This is a genomic window from Pseudomonas sp. BNK-44-b (genome assembly GCF_047456245.1).
In the GTDB taxonomy this organism is placed as follows: domain Bacteria; phylum Pseudomonadota; class Gammaproteobacteria; order Pseudomonadales; family Pseudomonadaceae; genus Aquipseudomonas; species Aquipseudomonas machongensis.
Window position 1 is genome coordinate 1,572,564 of the sequence record NZ_CP179908.1, and the last position, 21,084, is coordinate 1,593,647.

Consider the following 21,084-nt stretch of genomic DNA (forward strand, 5'->3'; position numbering starts at 1 on the left):
CATCCAGTGACATCAACGAAAGGGCCAACGTATACACAGGCCTGCTTCGTTCGCTCACGCTAAGCACCGCCCGGGGGACGCCATGGCTAAACGCCAGAGCCGCAAACAAGTTGGTCTGCTTGAGAGACTGCTGGACACCGAGCCGGGAATCAAAGTCAAAATCGCCCCAGCGACCCTGGAACAAGACTCGATCATCGACCTGCAGTGCAAGACGACCGATGCGCTGATGGCGCATTATCCGGGCTTGCACAGCGACGAAGCCCGGCGACTCAAGGGGCGTCTGAATGTTGCAGCAGCGGCGATGATGCGTGCTTTCCGGGAAAAGCGCCTGAGTGCCTCGGCGCGCCGCCCCTCGGATGAGCTGAGAGGCCCTCTGGACTTGTCCAGAGGCCCCACCTTCGAAAATCAGTTCTTGCCCAGTTGGGGCAATAACGCACATCCGCAAGCCGTGGATGCCACCACCTCGCCAGTGGCCTACCTCATCGATCTACTGACGTTCATTCAGGAGCACGTCGAGGCCCAGGGCGATGCCGATATGATCCTGACGCTGAAAACGCGGCGCCCTGATCTGTTCGAGCGCCTGATCGATGAGGCGTTCATGAACCGTGAACTGCCGCAGGTCGAGGTGATCGTCCATGTCCTGGAACAGCTGATCGAAGAGCATCGCCAGCAAGCGGACAGTGACCGCACAGCGACTGAAGACAAGCTGCTCAAGGTTCGCTATCCCATCAAACAGTTCCCCTATGAAGCGTATTGGGAGCAGATCCACACGGTGCTGTCGCATAACTCGCTGCTGATGGGCGATGTGGCACGCCTGTCGGATATCGACAGTCCTTACTTCATCCAGGCCGGTGCGCATTCACCCTGGTCCGATGCCGCGCTGCAGCAGGAAGCTACGCTTGGCCCGGTGCTGCGTGCCCTGCTGATCGAGGCTCCCTACTTCGGCACCGCGGCGTCGCAGGGCGGCAATGCGCAGAGTCCTGGGCCGAAGACACAGGCCGATGAGCCCGGAGAGCGGTACAAGGCGTTCTACGAGGACAACTTCGGAGTGCCGAATGCCATGCACCTGCATAAGGTGGTGAGCTTCTGTCAGGTGCTGCAGATCAGTCAGGACGAGATGGAGTCGTTGTTCGGTCTGGCGGCCTATGCCCCCACGCGTTCGGACAACGTGACCCGCAATGTGCTGGCCGAGGAGGTATCGCCGGCCCTGTTCGTCGCGCGCTTCATCAACAGCGGCGGGGCCGCGCCGGTGGGGGTTGTCAGCGATGCGCAGGACCCACAGCGGCACACCTTCGAAAACTTGTCCGACATGCGTTTTGACCGCATCCAACGCCTGGTGCGCGTGGCTACCGCGTTGAAGCTGACCTATGCCCAGGCCGACCAGGTGGTGTGTGCGGCAATCGATGCGGAAAAGCGCGCTGTCGCCGAAGTCAGGCGCATCAAGTCCGATGACTCGCCGCTATGGATGACGGTCAACACCCATCGGGCCTTGGGTGTGTTCCAGTTCTTGCGAGAGCGCTTTGCCTGCAGCGCTGAAGACTTTTCCGTTCTGCTCTCGGATATGGCCGTTCACGGCATTGGCGCGACTGCGAGCCATTTCGACCGGGTATTCAACAGCGACCCTACTTCGCGTCTGGTGCTCGACGGCAGCGACTTCAGCCTCTCGGGAGACGATGTCGCGAGCAAACGTACCGTCGACCAGTTATGCCGCGGGCTGGGCATCAACGTGCAGACGTTCCGTTACCTGTCGCGTCTGGTGATGCAGGGGCAAGGGGGCGACAAATTGCAGCGCTCTGTGCGCGTGGTCAGTGCCTTCTATCGTGTGACGATGCTGGCCCGTCTGCTTTCGATCACCACCATCGAGCTGCTGGCACTGTTGGAAACCCTGAGCCCCGAGGGGCTTTATGCCTTGCAACTGGGGGGAGCACCGCAGAATGCCATGTACCGCAGCTTTGCCCAGACCGACACCCTTAGCGTCATCCATGCCATCAGCCACTGCGTGCTCTGGTGTCAGGAGCAGGACCTGCCGATCAGCTGGCTGGTGCAGCAGTTGCTGCCGGTCGAGACGCCCGATGTGGTGCCCCAGGAAATCTCTGCACTGTTCGGCGAACTCAAGACTCAGTTGCTACCTTTCCAGGCCTTCGAGCAGGCGTTGCTGGATGCCGGTGTTCTGACCCTGCCCGCAGGTGAGTGGCTCAAAGCCTTGGGGCAGGTCGTCGATGAGAACGGCCTGTTGGCGGACACTGGCGACCCTGAACAGGACTTCGACCCTGAGCAGTACGAGCAATTTGCCGAGCGGGAAATCGAGACGGCGGTCGATCAGTTGGCCAGCGCCGGCCAAAGCCCGTTGGTCGATATGGACAGCGCTGAAAAGGAGCGCCTGACCGGCATTATTCTCGGCGTGGTCCTGCGCATTCGTTCGCAGCAGTGGGGCGTCGTTCAGCAGAGTCTTTCACAGCTTCTGAGGGTCAATGCCGACATGGCGATCCCGATGGTCTACTGGGCCGAGGGCACAGTGCACCAACTGCTGGAGAGCGCGGTGGCCTTCGACCCGCAGCAATCCCAGTCCAATGCCATGAAGGCCATGCTGGGGCTGGTGCAGCGGATGCAGCGCTGCGCACAAATCGCGACACGTTTCGAGTTGACGCCCACGTTGTTCTCCAGCCTGCTGATACGCGCGCATCGCGCACGGTTCGGCATCGACGCCTTCGACTTGTCCTTGCACACGCTCTACCACCTTGAACGCTACGCCCGTGGCCTGCGTCTGGCCAAGCAATCGGAAGCACAACTGCTGGGCTATTTCTCGGCAATCGAGGAATTGAAGGATCTGAGCGCAAATGAACAGCGCCTGCTCAGGGACGCGGCTGCCCAGCGTATCGCGGCCTGGCTGGACTGGGGGATCCGTGAGGTGCTGGACGTGGCGGCCCGGGTCTCGCCGGATGGCATCGTTCGCGATCTGGCTCAGTTGCGCATCGTGGTCGACACCAAGCTGCTGAGCGACACCACGGGGCTGAGTGCTGAATCACTGATGAAACTCAGCAGGCTGACCGCCTATTCGGGCACGCAGGACTATCGCGATGCCGCACAAGAGATGCTCAGCAGCCTTGAGAGCGACAGCGCGGAGCGCGGGAACGAGGCAGAGCTGCGTCAGAGCCTGGCCTCGCGCTGCACCGTGAGTGAAACACGCCTTATCGCACGCGCGCCTGATCAGGAAACCACGGTGGCCTTGAAACTGCTCGATATGAACAACGAGCCGGTTTCAGATATTCGCATCACCTGGTCCACCGATCTCGGGATTTTGCAGTCCCATTCCAGCTACACCGACGAAGAGGGCGTGGCCAAGGTGCGACTGCAGGCAGGTACGAAGATGGGCAGTGCCCATGTGCAGGCCAGCTACCTGCTCGATGGCAAGGCGTTCGCGCCGCCGGTGGTGATCGACTGTGACGAAGAGACGGTGCGAGTGCTCAGAATCGAAGGGCGACCGGGTAACACGACGCCTCTGGAACTCGCAGGCGGACAAGGCATTTATCGCTTGGCTGCCCTGCTCGTAGACCGTTATGACAATGATGGGGTGGATCGTCTGGTCAATTGGTCTACCACCATCGGCTACTTTGTGGACAACACAGGTGAAACCCTGACTGATCACACTGGCTACAGCCGGATTGCGCTGAGAAGCCGGGAGCCAGGCTCGGGCGTGATCCGTGCCTGGTACGCCGGCAAGCCCGATGACGTCACAGTGGTGCAGGTTGGCTTCGCCGACAGGCCCTACGTCAATTCGCTCGTACTGCAATCTGCGTTGGTGGTGGACGAGCCGATCACGGTTCAGGCCAGAGTCCTGGGGCTCGATGGTGAGCCGGTCGCTGGTCAGGCGATGTCCTGGTCGTGTGAAGGGGGCGAACTGGTCAGTGCCGACCAAACCTCTGATGCAGCCGGGCTGGGTACAGCCGTACTGCAGGTCGGTACGGCTGGGCGGGTGAAGGTGACCGTGACCCTCAGTACCGCCGGCGAAACCGCAGAGGCCTATCACAGCAAGGATCTCGAGTTCGACGTGCTTGCCGATGCGACGATACGGCAGCACAGGAAGATCGGGAGCTGGCCGTTGGCCGATGGCATCAGCACGGTGGAGTATGAAATTCATATCGCCACCACCGATGGCATCCCCGTGGCGCGCTACCCCATCACCTGGAGCGTCAGTGAAGGTGGCACTCGTGTGGCCGAGCCCGCTGTCAGCTTGACAGGCAGCGATGGTATTGCCCGCTTCGATCTCAAAAGCACCACGACTGGCCAGCGTACGGTAACCGCAAGCTGGGGCAAGGAGCAGTCCCATGCCTTCGATCAGGTGACCTTCCTCGAGCCCCTCGGGTTGATGATCGAATTCGACGGCAAACCGTTGGAGGGGGAGATCGTCATTACGCCGCCTTCCGAAGGGGAAACGAAGTACACCTTGACCTATCGCGTAGCTGCCGGCCATTCGCTGATCGGCCAGCCGATGTCTCTTCACGTCAGTGGTCGCAACTCGGCAGCTTCGTTGGGCTTGGTGATCTCGCCTGCGCCAGGTGCCGACAACGAACTGGGCAACGACGGCGTGACCTGGACCATCACCAGTCGGCCCGTGGCGCTGAAGACGGATGTAGGGCTGAAGTTCGGGTTCTCCTATGACACCGCTTATCCGTCGAACCTGACCGATGTCGTGATCAAGGGAATACGGAAATGACTGCAGCGCCATCGACTTTCGAGCTTTTGCAGCGAGGCCCACATGAAGACTGAATTGAGCCACCGACTCGCGGAACAATGGCGCGACGCGCTGAGTGCTTATGCCATTCACCACGTACTGCCGGACAAGCTGCAAGCCGGTAGCCTGGGCATGATGACGGCCGATCACCTTGACCGTTACCTGATGACCGACACCCAGGTCAGCGCCGAGGTCACCACGTCCGCGTTGGCCGAGGCAATCGCGTGTGTCCAGACCTACGTCAATGCGATCCTCAACAATATCGAACAGGGCTACGGCAAGGATTTCGCCCCCGAGTTGACCCTTTTCTGGCAGCAGGCCATGTCGACCTACTCGTTATGGGCGGCCTACCAGATGATGGAAGACTACCCGGAAAACTATATCCGTGCTGACTTGCGCCTGGACAAGACGGAGCTGTTCAAGAACCTGGAGAACGACCTGGCGCAGGGTCGGATCGATGATGCGGGTGTCCAGAAGGCGCTGCTGAACTACCTGAAACGTTATGAGTTCCTGAACAACATCCGGGTCCAGGCCGGCTACATCGACTATCGCGATGGGCACCGCGATGAGGGGCGGTTCCCGGGGTATGCCTACGCCAACGCTGATTACTACTTGCTGGGCAAGGACAATGCGACGCCTTGCGCTTATTACTGGCGCAAGGTCCAGGTCCGTCTGGACGAGGCCTCCACGTATATCCAGCCCGATGCGTGGACGGAATGGAAACCGGTGAGCATTCCGCCGGGCACGACAGTGTTGCAGATGTGCCCGGTGTTGTTCGGTGGTCGGTTGCATGTGGTCTGGTGGTACTTCACCGCACCGACAAAGGTCCTCGGTGAAAAGGGTGAGGCAACCGACAAACGTTCGTATGCACTGACCCTGGATATCATTCATCTTGGTCTCGATAACCAGTGGACTACGCCGGAGCAACTGTGGCAGTACGACGTCGAAGTTACCGGCCCTGACACCCCGTCGCAGATACCGTCTGAGGTGGAGCAATTCAGAGTGATGGCGGTTGCGGCGGGGCGCGTGAACGGCGATGACGATCAACTGTTCGTTTCTGTTCACCAGACCTCGAACGATGAAGCCTGGGCGGAGAAGTTCGTCCTTCAACGGGATGTCTTGAAACGTCGGACCGAGCGCGCTATCGACGCTGACGCCAGCGAAGCCCTGTCTCGGCGATTCACAGGCAGCGCGGGCCGCTTGCCCTTTTCGCAGCGTATTGCAGCGGTTGATGCTGAGGTGAAAAGCATCAAGGGGAGTGGCAATCCTTACATTGCACTCGATGCTGAGTTCGAGCAGGGCCTGTCGGGGCGTTCGCTACGCGTACGTGCGCGCTCCAGCGAGTTGCGCACGGTTACTCAGGTCGTGATCTTGTCGATTGACCGCTTTGCTTTTGTTTACAACGGCGTTCTCGTGCATTTCCAACTACACGCCTATGAATCACAAGGTAAAACTCATCTTTCTTACACTGTCGTTACGGTTGGGGCTCCGAACTTCGAGTCCGTTACACTCCAGCATCATGGAAAAACCGTGGCTGCATTGAAACGGTCCGACTTTTCCAGCAGCTTTTTCGCCACCCTTTTCAATGCTGAGGTACCGGTCGATTTGCCGGAGTTTTCGCGTCCATTTACCAAGGAGTACATCCGCGAAGGCATGGGTTTCACGGTCATTGTCGACGACATGGCGGACGTGGCGCTGGAGGTGATGGACAACCGAGCCGTTCTTGTCAGCGAGAACGTCCGTTTGCCGGAAGTGAAACTCGTACATAAGCAAGGCGAAGAATCGACAACCTGTTGGTCGGGGCTCTGGGTTCTCAATAAGCATGCCGTCAGCCCCTGGAGCCGTCTGGAGAACGTTGCTGCGACGGGCTCGGCAACCTTCGAAGTTACCGCCGCGGGTGAAGCAACCGCCACCTTCACGGTGACCTGGGGCGCCATCTCGAGTCTGGCCGATACAACGATTCCGTATATTCACCAACAGTCCGACGGTAGCGACTTCCTCGTCTTCGATGCCATTGGTGGCAAGAACGCCCCCTTGGCCGTGCGGCTGAACTCCCAGCATGTTACCGATCTGATCAATCGCGCCGAAGCCTCGCCCGAGGCTGTGTTCGCCTGGGATGCGCAGCACCGGCAGGAGCCGGCATACCGCAAGGAGCTGGCCGGCACGGTGTATCAGGGTTGGCATCCCAGTGCGGCGGACCCGTTGCTGCACATGTTCGATGCCTATGGCAGCTACTTGCGTGAGCTGTTCTTCCATGTCCCTCACCTGATCGCATCACGTCTTCAGGAGGAGGCGCGCTTCGCTGATGCCCGGCGCTGGCTGGGGCTGATTTTCAACCCGTACCAGAAGCAGCCGCCCAGGGCGAGCCCGGGCCCTGACTACTGGAACTGCGCCTGGTTGCTTCAGGACGACACCGAGGCGGCAGGGCTCGAACACGAATTGATCGAGCCTCATGTCATCGCGCTGCGCGCGCCGTCCCATTATCGCAAGGCGGTGTTCGTGCAGTACGTGAACATGCTGATCGGCGAAGCCGACCAGCACTATCGCTACCAGACCCGTGACGGCCTGGCCCACGCCTGGCTGTTGTACCGCATGGCCGCGGACCTCATGGGAGAGGTGCCGGATGCGCGGGCGATCAATACCTGGCAACCCAAAACGGTTCGCGACGTGCTCGCTGTCGGGCCGGCCGACATGCCGTTGGCCGCTAGTGGCCAGGACATCGTCCCCGCCAATCTGCCCAAGCAGCTGTCCACCTTCTTCTGGGCTGGGGTGGCGGCACATCCGGCTTTCCGTTTGCCCGTCAATCAGCAGTTGCTGGACATCTGGCAATTGCTGGCGGAGCGCTTCTACAACTTGCGGCACTTCCTGACCCTCGATGGACGCCCCATGGTGCTGCCACTGTATGCACCACCTGCGAACCCGTTCGATTTGCTGATGGCACGCATGGGGGGCGGTACCAACCTGTCGCACCTGATGGGCCAGCGCACGGTGGTGCCGCCGTATCGTTTCCGTACCCTGATCGCCAAGGCTCATGAGGTGGTGGCGACTCTGACCCAGTTCGCCGAGCAATTGCGTGTCTTCATGGAGCAGGAGGAGCGCACCGGGCTTGAAGCATTGCAATACCAACACGCCGCCGAGATCGCCGGATACACCATTGCCATCCAGGAACAGTTGCTCGAGCAGCAGCAACAGCAGGAAGGGGTATTGCTCAAGCAGGCGCTCTGTGCCGAGGCTCGGCAAGCCCACTACACCAAGCTGGTCGAAGAGGACATCTCTGCTCTGGAAATCGAGACAATGGTTGTCCATAACTCAGGCGGGTCAATCAATGCCTTTGGTACCAGCGCGATGAGCGCCTACTACGCGACACAGATGGCGCCCAAAATCTTCGGCATGGCGCAGGACACGGGAGATGTGACCGCCCCTATCATGAGCGGTGCTCAGCTTTCGTTCATGGCAGGGAGTGCGTTGCAGATCTCCGGTGACATCATGCGCGAGACGTCGGTCTACAAGCGTCGCCGACAGGATTGGGAGCTGCAGGCAACCTTGGCACGCAAGGACATCGATGTGATCGCCGAGCAGGGCAAGGCCCAGGCCTGCGCAACCCAGGCCGCGAGGAACTCGCTCGATCACAGCCGCAAGGTGTTGGAGCAGGCCCAGCAGATGTACGCCTTCTACCAGAGCAAATCGACCAACGTACCGCTCTATCGCTGGCTGCGTTCGCAGGTGACCGCCTGGCATGCGACGTTGTTCGATGTCGCGGTGGGCTTGTGCAACAGTGCCGAAGCCTGCTGGCAGTACGAGACGGGTAACTATGACAAACGCATCGTCCGTACCTCGGTCTGGCAGGCCGATCGGCATGGCCTCAATGCCGCAGGCGAACTGCGGCTGGACCTGCATCGCCTGGAGGCCGAAGCTTTGTTGCGCAACGAACGTCATCTGGAACTGCGCAAGACCGTGTCGCTGCGTGCACTGATCGAAGAGGGCCTGGTCTTCGACAAGAATGGGGCTGCGCTTGGTGACTGGCCGGCGCTGCTCGAGGCGCTGGCCGAGAACGGCGAACTGGATTTCAGCCTTGGCGAAACGCTGTTCAACCAGGATTACCCCGGGCATTACCTGCGGCGCCTGCACAGTGTGGCGCTGTCGCTGCCTGCCTTGCTGGGGCCTTACCAGAACATCCGCGCCACCCTGACCCAGACGCAGAGCCGGTTGTTGATCAAGGCCGATATCGAAGGGGTGAAGTACCTGTCGCCGCAACTGGACCAGGGTGAAGGGGATGGGCGCTACGTCATGCGAAGTTTGCGACCCAGCCAACAGGTCTGCCTGTCGTCAGCCACGCAGGACATCGGGTTGGTCACGCCCCCCGAGAGCGATGACCGTTACTTGCCGTTCGAAGGCACTGGCGCCGTCTCCGACTGGAACCTGAAGTTCCCGCGAGTTGCACGGCAAACCGAACTGCTCCAAGGGCTGAGCGATATCGTCATGGAGGTGCGCTACCTCGCACGGTATGGCGGTGCACTGTTCGAGCAACAAGTCGAGGCGTTGTTGCCGGAAGCCGCGGCCGGGAATTTTGCACGTGCCGTCCAATGGGCGAAAGATCATGAGCAATAGTGATGAGGAGCAGGGTATCCGGTCGATTTCGACGCGTGCGCAAAGCCTTACCAAAGGGCATGACTTTCTTCAGGATCCTTTCATCCAGAGGCCAATGGAAAGCGCTGGCCTCGAAGGTGTGTGGAGCTACGAAGAGAAAGACAGCTATGAGCTTCGTGAAAACGATGCCAGGGACGGCACGTACCTTTCGCTTTTCCAGAAGGGTCGGCTCTACCAGGACTTCAGTTTGCTCGAGGGGGTTGCACAGGGATATGCCTTGGGCTGCCAGTACAACGTCCTGTACTTCACCGACAGTTGCTGGCTCAGGGTCTACGCACTCTCGGGCGCTTCGCAAGGCCAGATTATTCATGAGCAAGCGCTCAAGAACCCGGAGACCACCGAGCAGGCCGACGAACAAGATCCCAGGCCCGAAGCCGAACCTACCTGGCATACGTTGACGCCCAAGCCCATCGATATACCTGCGGGTATATCGAGAATTCGTGTGGCGTTCGAAACCCCCGCCGGCACGAGGGCGACGGAACTCAGCCTGCGCAACATCATTTCCGAAGTGCACCTGGCACCCTTCGAAGGGAAGGTGTTGCTGTCGCCTGGACCTGATCAGTCATCGCTGGCTCCGCAAACCCAGCCACCGTTCAAACTGTGCCATGGCGCCACGTACAGCCTGCAGGTCAGCGATGCCTGGCAGGGGCAGAAGCTGAGCGTGCTGTGGCCGGGGAATGCCGATACGCCACCCACGGCGTACGGGCTGACAACGAATCCGTCGCTGAATATCGACGACAGTGACGAGGAAAGCCGCTATCCGCAACCGGAGGCCGGCACCAGTACCTGGAGCTTGGATGCGAGTGCGGCCAAGGAGGTGTTGTCCGACGCGCTACCGCTGGGCCTGGGTAGTTACTGGCGGGCCGAAAAGCATGAGCTCCAGGCGCAGTTGGGGGATTTTCGCTATGAAGTGAGTGAGGTGGCCTGGGATGGCGTGGTGCCGGTGCTGGAGTGGGGTAGCCGCACCCGGTTGACCGCAACGCTGGGCAACCTTGTCGCATCAGCGCGAACGATCGTTGGTCAACATGTGGATTGGTACCTCGACGATGTGCTCTACAAGACTGTCCCGACGGATGAGCAGGGCAAGTCGACACTTGAATTCATCCCTGAGCAAGAGGAGGGTGTCGACTTCTACACCGCAGAGCTCAGCGCCCGGTGCACTGATGGCCTCGGCGCAGAAAGCGACAAGCTGCAAGCTATCCCTGTGTACTCCCGCTCACCGTGGTCGGCCCAGTTCGATGTGTTGTTCGACGACAGGCAAATCACTGATTTCGATGACGTCAATCTGGTGCTGGGCAGTGTCGGCGAGCATACGTTGACCTTGAAGCCCAAGTCTGCGGACAACTTTTTCATAGGCGATCAGGTCGCCTTGGGTTGGCCAGGCGGCACACCACAGCTGGACATCACCTTCAGCCCGAGCGAGCCGCAGGAAATGACGGCTGCTGGTGTCAGTTGGACCATCATGCCTGGTGTAGAGCGGGATCATTTCACGCTCGAAGTCATCACGCCGACGCTGACTTTGCCCCTGTCCCTCAAAGGCCTGCGTCTATCGCCCAACCTCGAGGACGAGATCGAGCTGACCCTTGCAGACGCTGTGCCGGCAAACCTGGCGCTGTTCTGGCGGGAGGAGGCGCAGACGCTGAAGATCAACCTGAAGCCCGGCAGCCCGCTGGCGAAGATGAAATCAGAAGCCTGGCTGACCTTCACCGACGGCAGCCTGAAACCGACCAGTGTCGTTGCCGCGCCCAATTACGGTGAACGGCGGGCGATATTGGAAGACGGGTTGAGCTGGACACTGACCGGTGCGCAGGTGAGTGGCACCTTTGGCGTGCAGGTTCACGTGCAGGGCTTTGACAAACCGATGGTCGTCGACACTTGCTTGCTGATGTCCCGGGCTTTGGCGGACGAAGCCGAGCTGATCTATGACGATGAGCGTGGCACTGACGAATCGACCTGGATATTCCGGCGCATGGTGCCGTCCTACGTCGGGGTCAAGCCAAAAACCGGGAGCCCGTTGGCTGAAAGCGGTTTGAAGGCCAAGCTGACGTTTGTGGAAGATGACCTGGCGCCGGAGCAGATGGAGGCCTATCCGGACTACGAGGCCGAGCAGGGGTTCACGGACGGTGAGCTGCAATGGGAGATGCTGGGCAAACAGGCAAGTGGTGTGTTCGGGTTGGCCATTCATGTGGCGGGTTTCTCGAAGCCCCTGGTGACGGGCAATTGCTTGCTGCTGTCGCTGCGCATGGAGGATGAGTTCGACGTGGTGATAGATGGGGGGCCTCTGGTCGAGCCGCTGGTTATTCAATCCAGAGCAGAGCACACGTTGAGTATCGCGCCGAAAATGGGCAGTCCGCTAGAGCGAGAATTCCTGAGCGAAGCATGGATCGAGTACGTCGACGGAAGTTTGCCCCAGGCGCAGTTGATTACGCTTCCGACTTACAACGACAGACGACCGATATCCATTGCAGGCCTGAGCTGGAAGTTGACCGCCAACGTTTCTGGCACATTCGGGTTGACCCTTCATACAGCCGCGTTTCCAGCACCACTGAAGGTGACCTCGGGCATTGCTTTGTCGCAAGACCTGAGCGATGAAGTGGAGGTGAAGGTAGAAGGGCGCGTTGTCGACGATCTGTTGGTGTTTCGGCGTTCGGTGGGCCAGACCGTTGCGCTCGTGCCGAAGCCTGGTAGCCCTCTGGCAGACCTGAAGCAAGAGGTATGGATGACACTCTGCGCAGGCAGTGTGAAGGAAGGGGATGTATCGGCCTCTCCCGATTTTGGTGCGCCAAGAGTGATGTCTTCCGATGGGCTGGAGTGGGAGGTGACGGGGGCCGACCTCAGTGGACAATTCGCCTTGGTTTTTCATGTCGCGGGTTTTTCGACCGTTCGGGAACTGCCGACATGTGTACTGTTATCCAGCAACTTGGCAGATGAAGCAGAGGTGATCCATACATCCCATTTTCCGCCTGATCCCGCGGTATTCTACCGCGAGGAGTATCTGGCATTCACATTGAAGGCCAAGCCGGGAAGCCCGTTAGTGGCTGCCCGCCTCTCGGCCTGGATGGAATTCAATTCGCAGACGCTGAAAGAAGACGACATGGGGTCAGTACCCGCGTTCGGCTCAAAAGTAATACTTCCACAGGCGGGGGTGCGTTGGAATACGCGAGGTCGCGAGGCCAGTGGTTATTTCAACTTGACAGTTCATGTCGACGGCTTCGATACGTCGATAACGCTCGTGCCGAATATGATGCTGTCCAGCACCGGTGCTAACGAGTTACTCCTTAGATTGTCGAGCTCCGACTCGGATATGGTACTTGTCGCGGTCCCCGTTCAGGGTAGTCCAATTGCGGATAAGGTTTATTTATTATCCTTGTCGAGTAACAAGCCAGATCCAGGGTTCGTGCCAGATCCACCATTCAATAAACCTAGGGAGTTGAGAGGCTATTACGGTCTGGTGTGGAACCTGGGCCCTCTTTCGAGGACGGTCTCGATACTGAGAGTTGACGGAGACGACTTCCCGTGCCCGGTTTCCATTCCCTATGGCTGGCCGGGCTAGCGGTGCGTTTGAAGAGGGCTTTGCAAAAGCCCTCCTGGTCTTTTGATAAATGACGAGCGTTCGGAGCCGTACCGTAACCCTCGTTACGAGATGCTTTGTATGTATTGCCAAACAGCTCGCCGTTTGATCAAGAGCGGTCGGGTGATCTGAAGTGACTGCGCGGATCAATGCTGCGCGTCATACACAGGTAGATTGGAACGGGTCACAGGAGGGGTTCATGCCCGACTCATTGGATGGGTATTCACACGAAAAGCAGACTGCTGCTTCGGGCCAGGCCCCCGCTCCCGCGACGGGAGAGGGAGACGCCTTCTTCTACACCCCCCCAGCCCTCCCCAAGGGCGGTGGCACGGTCTCGGTCGGTGGCGGCATGCTTTCGGCGGGTGGCCCGGATGGTGCGGCTGGTTGGCAAATGCCCCTGCCATCGCCGGCGGGTCGTGCGCTGTCGGCGGCACTGGCATTGCACTACTCCTCCGGCGGCGGCAACAGCGCCTTTGGCGCCGGCTGGGATTGCGATTTGCCGGCGATTTTCTGCATGACCCGCTTCGGTTTCCCTAAATACGACGGCAACGACCGAATGGTCGGTCCGTCCGGGGAGGAAGTCCTCAAGGCGGGTGCACCCCATGACCGCACAGGCTTGCCGTTCGCCGAGACCTCTGACGGTGAGCGCTACAGCGTTACCCCTTGGTGCCTGCGCAGCGGTGCGCCCTCGCAGCGTCTTGAGCACTGGGTGGTCAAAGGCGCTGTGGCTGACCCTGGTTTCTGGCTGCACTGGCAGCCCGATGGCAGCCTTTCGTTGTTCGGCTGGTCGGCCTCTGCTCGTCTGCACGATCCCGCAGCCCCTGAACGTGTGGCGGGCTGGTACCTGGAAGAGCGGGTTTCGGCCCGTGGCGAGCATCTGGTGTACCGTTATCGCGCCGAAGACGAAAAGGGCTGCAGCGACCAGGAGCTCAAGGCCCACCCACACGTCGTCAACCTCTATGCCGATGCTGTCTACGCCATGAACGCCACGCCTTCGCAGGCGCTGCTGATTCCACAAGACGGCTTCGACGAGACGGACTTTCTCACCTTCACCCAATTCGACTATGGCGAGCGCGGCGCCGATCCCGAGCGCGTGCCTGGGCTTGCGCCGGAGCAGGACTGGCCGGTGCGTGACGACTGCCATTCGTTCTGGCGCTATGGGTTCAACGTGCGCATCCGCCGGCTGTGCCGCGATGTGCTGCTCTGGCACCGCACCGCACGCATGAACGGCGAGGCCGACGACACGCCAGAGCTGGTGGCACGGCTACACCTGCAGTACGACAGTAGCCCGGCCAGCAGCATTCTGGTGTCGGCGCAACAACTGTCGAGCGTATCCGACTGTCGCTTGCCGCCGATGGAGTTCGAGCTGACCCGGCCGGGCAGGGCTACGCCCGGTTGGGAAGCGGTGCCAGCGCTCGACGGATTCTGGGCCCCTGCATGGCAGATGGCCGACTTGCTGGGCGAAGGCGTGCCAGGCCTGTTGTACCGAGATCAGGACGCCTGGCATTACCGGCCGCCGATGCGGCCGGGCAAGACCCCAGGCGCGGAGCAGGATGCGATCACCTGGGGGGCGCCGTGGCCCTTGCCCAAGCGTCCGGCCGATAGCACTGGCAGCCTGACCGACCTGGATGGCGACGGACGCCCCGAGTGGTTGATCACCGAGGAGGGAATGCGTGGCAGTTTCACGCTGGCGCCCGACGGTATCTGGGGGGCGTGGAAACCCCTGTTGAGCTTGCCCAGCGAGTATGGTCATCCGGCTGCGCAGATGACTGATCTCACCGGCGATGGCCGCTCCGATGTGGTCATGTTGCACGCCCTCGGTCCACGGAGCGTGCGACTATACCCGAGCGCAGGCGCCGACGGCTGGCTGGCTGCGGTTACCGCACAGTACGCAGGGCTCGAAGCGCTACCCTTACTGGATAAGGCCGACCGTCAACTGGTCGCCTTCGCCGATCCTGCCGGCAGTGGTCAGTCGCACCTGCTGCGCATCACTGGCGACGGCGTGACGCTCTGGCCGTCCCTGGGCTATGGCCGGTTCGACGACGCCATCAGTATCCCGGGTTTCAAGGTGGACGATTTCAACGCCTCGCGGGTGTTTCTCGCCGATACCGACGGTACAGGCACCACCGATATCCTTTACCTGGAACCTGCCCGTATCCGTGTGTTCATCAGCCAGTGCGGCAACCGTTTCGTCGAGGGGCCTGCGATCGAGATGCCGCCGGGGGTGACGCTGGACAGTGAAACCCAGCTGCAGGTGGCCGACATCCGTGGTCAGGGTACTGCCGACTTGCTGGTGACGGCGCCGGATCATGGCCCTGAGAAAACACGCCGCAGTTGGCTGTACCGCTTCAACGATCACCGGCCGTGGTTGCTGTCGACCATCGTCGACAACATCGGCAACCGCACCGAGTTACAGTACCGCAGCTCGGCCCAGGCCTGGCTCGATGAAAAGGCCGAACAGCTGGCCGGCGGCCAGACCCCGGTCAGCTACTTGCCGTTCCCGGTCCATACCGTGAGCCGGGTCACGACGCTCAATGAAATCACCGGCGTGTGCATGGGCCGCGAGACCACCTATCTCGGCGGCGTGTGGGATAGCCGCGAGCGTGAATTTGCCGGGTTCAGGCGCCTGATCCAGACCGACACCCATGAAGTGGCCCGGTCGATGGCGGCCCATCTGTCGCCGCCCTCGCGTACCTGCACCTGGTTCTATACCGGGGTGGAGGCGCTCGATGCGGCGGCTGACGGTGCTTTTGTCGACATGGATGCCCGATTCCCTCAGGCTCCACCACGTTTCACCCAGTGGCGCGACGACGCAGAGGAGGCGCTCGAGGTGACGGGTGCGCTGCGCGCCTGGCTGTACCGCGCGGTCCGTGGCCAGGTCATGCGCATCGAGGTGTATGGAGAAGATGGCCATCCGCGTGCAGGAAACCCCTACAGGCTCGAGCGCTCGCGTCTGCAGATCCGGGCCATGGCCAGTGCCGATCCACAGCGACCGAGTGCGCTGGTGACGCCGATCCAGCATCTGGCATTCAGTTGCGAGCGGGTACCGGAGGACCCGGTGGTCGCCCAGACGCTTGTTCTCGCGCAGGACCTGTATGGCAACGTGCTGCAAAGTGCAGCCGTCAACTATCCGCGTCAGTTGAGCGAGGCGGACCTGGTCAAGGAGGAGGGGGAGCGTCAGATCTATCCCGACAGCTTGCCGGCGGGCTTGATCGAGGCAAGTTGCGATGAGCAGCAGTACGACTGTTGGATCAACCTGACCCGCGCTCGCGTGCACAACCTGCTTCGTGGCGATGACTTTGTCATCGGTCTGGCCGATGGCACGCGTCGGGATGTGATCAAGCTGACGGCCAGCGACGTGCCCAAAGACGGTTTCAGCGTGGAGAACCTGGCAGTGGAGGAGCTGCTGGTGGCCGATCCGCAGAGGACGACGCTGGTCGGCTACGAGAAGGCGGTCTGGCGACAAGCCGATGGTACAGGCGCCGCGAAGGTCCCTTCGCGTCAGGCACTGCTGGCCTATACCCGCACGGCGATGCTCGACAAGGCTTCACTGGACGTCCTGCGTCCGACCTTCGAGCAGACCTTGGGCAATCTGGTGGAGCAGGCGCTGGCCAACCCGAATGCCGACCCGGCAGTGTTGCGCCGGGTGCGCGAGCGCTTGCCGGAAGTGACGGCGGTTGCGACCTCGTACCCGCTGCTGATGGCTTATCTGCAGTGCTCGCCCCATGACGCGCAGGCGCTCGGGCTTCTGCGCGCGGCGCTCAAGACAGTGATCTCGGTGGATGCCTTGCGCGAGCGGCTGTACCAGGCCGACGCTGCGGCGTTGCCGGAGGGCTTGCAGGCGGCGTTGCGCAAGCAGAGCCGTGTGGCCGATGCGGCTCTGCCAGCGGTGGTTGCATGGTTCGCCGAACAGGCGCAAGGCAGCGCGGATCTGCAGCAACTGCATGCCGCAGTGGCGGACGGACTGGCCGTGACCGCTGCTGACAGCGTGTTCTGGCGAGTCGTGCTGGCCAACCTTGCCAGGCGTGGCACTGATTCATCCCAGCCTCTTCAGCTCCAGGCATGGTTGGAAGACGTCCAGCACTTGCTGGACACCCGGGTGCAGGCCGAATCTCTGCCCGAGCTGCTCAAGCGTGGCGGCTATGTCGCCATGAGCCGAGCGGAGGACGCCGAAGAGCTGGCCGAGCCGCACGATCCCTCCGGCGCAGGCGCGCCGTCGATCCCGTGGGCGCCGCCAGTCGAAGAGGCGTACTGCGGCCATCACGGCATTTCAGGGTATCGCGGCGCCGAGCATTTCTGGACGCCCGACACCGTCCAGGAAAGTACGGTTATTGGGCCCCGCCAACTGCAGTACACCGCCCATGACATTGCCGTGTGCCGGGTGACCGATGCTGCCGGTCTGACCTCCACTGTCGAGGTGTATGACTGGCGCTTCATGCAGCCAGCGCAGATCAAGGACGCCAATGACAACACCCACACCAGCAGCCTCGATGCATTGGGACGGGTGATGCATACCCGCTTCTATGGCACCGAAACCCCGGCGGGCAGCGATGAAGCTGTCATGAGCGGCTTCTCCCCCGATGCTGCCTTCACGCCCCCTCGCACGGTCGAGCAAGCCGTGGCTCTGAACGAGAGCAAGGGGGTGCCGGTGGCCATGGCATTCACCAACGTGGTCGACAGCTGGATGCCATTGGCGCTGCAGGCCGATGGTCGTGTGGCGGGCACCCGCCGTTGCGGTGCATTGGCCTGGCAGCGGGATGTGCAGCGTTTGCGTCGGGATGGCATTGAGGTCTCTGGCGACCTGTTCATGGCCGGACGTACGCCACCCCATGTGATCCAGATCCAGCCCGACCGTTATGACAACGACCCCGAGCAACAGGTGCGCGTGCAGGTGTCGCTGACAGGCGGCTCGCAGTTGTTGCAGGTCGCCATCCTCAATCCGGGCGGCGAGGCGTTCGTGCGCACCGAGGAAGGAGGGCTTGCCCAGGATCAGGACGGGCACGCCGTGTTGGCCCACACCGAGGTGCGCTGGGCGGTTACCGGCAAGACCGAGTTCGACAACAAGGGGCAGGCGGTTCGAAAGTGGTTGCCGTTCTACCTCGACGACTGGCGCTGGGTCAGCGACGACAGTGCGCGTGAAGGGATCTATGCCGACACGCATTTCTACGATGCGTTGGGCCGCGAATGCAGGATCGTGCGCGCCAATGGCGAGGATGTCGACGGCGAGTGGGCGAACTACGAGCAGCGCGTGCAGGTATACCCCTGGTTCACGGTTTCGGAGGACGAAAACGATACCTGGCAGGAGGTCATCGAGCGGGCGCGGCTCAAGGCACGCAGTACCTTGCATTGAGCCGCTGGCCCCGGGCCGTCGATGTGACTCGAGCAACGTGCCGATGGGCTGCCGGGCAGTCCATCGGCAATTGCCACGCGGGCGAGGGCGGGTATCGCCGGCTGATCATTCCTCGTCGCGCTGCAGCACCATCAACAGCATCGAGCGGCCCTGCACCTCGAACAGGCTGTCGAACGCCAGGTGCTGCGCCTTGCGCAACTGCGGCCGATCGGTATCGATCAGGCAGCTCCAATGCTCGCCCTCCGGTACGCTCGGCAGCTTGAACGGCACCACGTCGTGGTGCGCGTTGACGATCAGCAACACCGTTGCTTCCGACCCTGGCCGGGCGATGCCGCTGACCTGCGCACGGCCGTCGATGAGCATGCCCAGGCAACGGCCGTGGGGGTCCTCCCACTGCTCGACGCTCATTTCGCTGCCGTCAGGGGCGAGCCAGGTAACGTCCTTGACCCCGATCGCTTCGTTGTAGTCGCCGACCAGGAAGCTTGAGCGGCGCAGCACCGGGTATTGCAACCTGAGCTGGGTAAGGCGCTTGACGAACTTCAGCAGCGCCTGGCCTTCGTCGTCCAGGTCCCAATTGACCCAGCCGATCTCGCTGTCCTGGCAGTACGCGTTGTTGTTGCCATGCTGGGTGCGGCTGAACTCGTCACCGGCGACGATCATCGGCGTACCCTGCGACAGCAGCAGGGTGGCGAAGAAATTGCGCATCTGGCGCAGGCGCAGGGCCTTGATCTCGGGGTCGTCGGTCGGGCCTTCGACGCCGCAGTTCCAGGATAGGTTGTTGCTGGTGCCGTCCTGGTTGTTCTCGTCGTTGTCCTCGTTGTGCTTTTCGTTGTACGAGACCAGGTCGCGCAGGGTGAAGCCGTCATGGGCGGTGATGAAGTTGACCGAGGCGTAGGGACGTCGACCGCGATTGTTGAACATGTCGCCTGAGCCTGTCAGACGGGCAGCGAAATCGGCGAGTTGGCCTTCGTCACCTTTCCAGAACGCCCGTGCCGTGTCGCGGAAACGGTCGTTCCATTCCGCCCAGCCGGGGGCGAAGTTGCCCACCTGGTAGCCGCCGGGGCCGCAGTCCCACGGCTCGGCGATCAGCTTGACGCTGCGCAGCAGCGGGTCCTGGCGGCAGGCGACGAGGAAGCTGTGACGCTCGCTGTAACCGTCGTGGTAGCGACCCAGGATGGTCGCCAGGTCGAAGCGGAAGCCGTCCACATGCATCTCGCCCGCCCAGTAGCGCAGGGAGTCGGTGACCAGTTGCAGCACGCACGGGTGGCTCAGGTCCAGGGTGTTGCCGGTGCCCGAATCGTTGATGTAGAAGCGCTTGTCGTCGGGCATCAGGCGGTAGTAAGAGGCGTTGTCGATGCCGCGCATCGACAGGGTCGGCCCACGCTCGTTGCCCTCGGCGGTGTGGTTGTAGACCACATCGAGGATCACTTCCAGACCCTTCTCGTGGACGTGCGCGACCATCTCCTTGAACTCGGCGATCTTGCCACTGGCCAGGTATTTGGGATGGGGGGCGAAGAAGGCCAGGGTGTTGTAGCCCCAGTAGTTGTTCAGGCCCTTGTCCAGCAGGTGCTGGTCGTTGACGAAGGCGTGGATGGGCAGCAGCTCGATGCTGGAAACGCCCAGATCCTTGATGTGCCCCAGCAGCTCGTCGTTGGCAAGCCCTGCGAAGGTGCCGCGCAGATGCTCGGGGACAGCTGGGTGGCGCATGCTGATGCCACGGGCGTGGGCTTCGTAGATGACGGTCTGCTCCCAGGGAATCTGCACCCGCTGGTCGCGACCCCAGGTAAAGGCCGGGTCGACCACCTTGCACTTGGGCACGAAGGGGGCGCTGTCGCGTTCATCGAACGACAGGTCGTCGTCGGGGTGCCCCAGGGTGTAGCCGAACAGCGCCTCGGACCATTTCAGCTCGCCCACCAGTTGCTTGGCGTAGGGGTCGATCAGCAGCTTGTTGGCATTGAAACGGTGACCGTTCTGCGGCTCGTAGGGGCCGTGCACGCGATAACCATAGACCAGCCCTGGATGCGCGTCGGGCAGGTAACCGTGGTAGATCTCGTCGGTGTATTCGGGCAGCTCGATGCGCTCGAGCTCGTTTTCGCCGGTCGCATCGAAGATGCACAGCTCGACCTTGGTAGCGTTGGCGGAGAACAGCGCGAAATTCACGCCCAGCCCGTCCCAGGTTGCACCGAGCGGGAAGGGCAGGCCCTCGCGAATCCGGGTTGGCGCGACGGAACGGGTTTTCTTCGGGGTGCGTGGGGTCATGACAGTCCTCGTCTGGCCAGGTGAATTGAATTCGGCTGCGGGAGCGGCGGTTCGCCGCTGCGACTTGCCCGCGAAAAAAACACCGCGCTGCCTGGCACGGGCTACGCCCGTGTTCGCGGGCAAGCCCGCTCCCACAGGGACAGGCTTGCCTTTGGATTTTTTACAGGACAGCTGTTCTCAAAGGGAGGGGCTGGCCTTTGGCTTTTGAACAAGGCAGCTGCTCCACAGGTCTTGGGTTGAACCGCAGGCGGGTATCAGCCGGCGGCGGGCTTGCGCGGCGCCCGTGGTTTCTTCTCGGTCACAGGCTTGCCCGCCGGCAGCGCGGCAGCCTTGGGTTCGGCAGGTGCCTTGGGCTTGGCTGCGGCCTTCTTGCGTGGCGCAGCCTTGGGCGCCAGGGCCTCGGCTTCGGCCAGCTTGCGGGCCATCTCCCAGTGGCGCTCTTCCTCGCCTACCGGTTTACCCTCCGACTCCCAGATCTGGTAGGCGAATTCGCGGATCCGTTTTTCATCGACACTCATTTCGACG

General features: G+C 61.6%; 6 protein-coding genes. 4 read left to right on the plus strand and 2 right to left on the minus strand.

What is annotated here, in order from left to right:
- The first annotated feature begins 82 nt into the window (after window positions 1-82).
- The 4 genes from ACMGGG_RS07370 (at window position 83) to ACMGGG_RS07385 (ending at window position 18,300) form a co-directional block, all read left to right on the plus strand.
- Window positions 83-4,714, plus strand: coding sequence for an Ig-like domain-containing protein (locus tag ACMGGG_RS07370; RefSeq protein ID WP_414155137.1), 4,632 nt, complete (start codon window positions 83-85; stop codon window positions 4,712-4,714).
- 42 nt (window positions 4,715-4,756) lie between these two features.
- Window positions 4,757-9,340 (plus strand): neuraminidase-like domain-containing protein, encoded by a 4,584-nt coding sequence (locus tag ACMGGG_RS07375; protein ID WP_414160016.1) that lies wholly within the window; start codon window positions 4,757-4,759, stop codon window positions 9,338-9,340.
- The gene (locus ACMGGG_RS07380) at window positions 9,330-12,932 is read left to right on the plus strand and encodes a hypothetical protein (RefSeq protein WP_414155139.1); all 3,603 of its coding nucleotides are present in this window, start codon (window positions 9,330-9,332) and stop codon (window positions 12,930-12,932) included. Before ACMGGG_RS07375 ends, ACMGGG_RS07380 begins: the two co-directional genes overlap by 11 nt.
- A 217-nt stretch (window positions 12,933-13,149) precedes the next feature.
- Window positions 13,150-18,300 (plus strand): SpvB/TcaC N-terminal domain-containing protein, encoded by a 5,151-nt coding sequence (locus ACMGGG_RS07385; protein WP_414155140.1) that lies wholly within the window; start codon window positions 13,150-13,152, stop codon window positions 18,298-18,300.
- A gap of 105 nt (window positions 18,301-18,405) precedes the next feature.
- On the opposite strand, the gene glgX is transcribed toward ACMGGG_RS07385, so the two are convergent.
- Both glgX and ACMGGG_RS07395 read right to left on the minus strand, forming a co-directional pair.
- Window positions 18,406-20,559 carry a glycogen debranching protein GlgX gene (glgX, locus tag ACMGGG_RS07390; RefSeq protein ID WP_054892359.1) on the minus strand — a complete coding sequence of 718 codons (2,154 nt, stop codon included), beginning with the start codon at window positions 20,557-20,559 and terminating at the stop codon, window positions 18,406-18,408.
- Between the two features lie 254 nt (window positions 20,560-20,813).
- Window positions 20,814-21,077 carry a DUF2934 domain-containing protein gene (locus ACMGGG_RS07395; RefSeq protein ID WP_151924021.1) on the minus strand — a complete coding sequence of 88 codons (264 nt, stop codon included), beginning with the start codon at window positions 21,075-21,077 and terminating at the stop codon, window positions 20,814-20,816.
- Window positions 21,078-21,084: the final 7 nt, after the last annotated feature.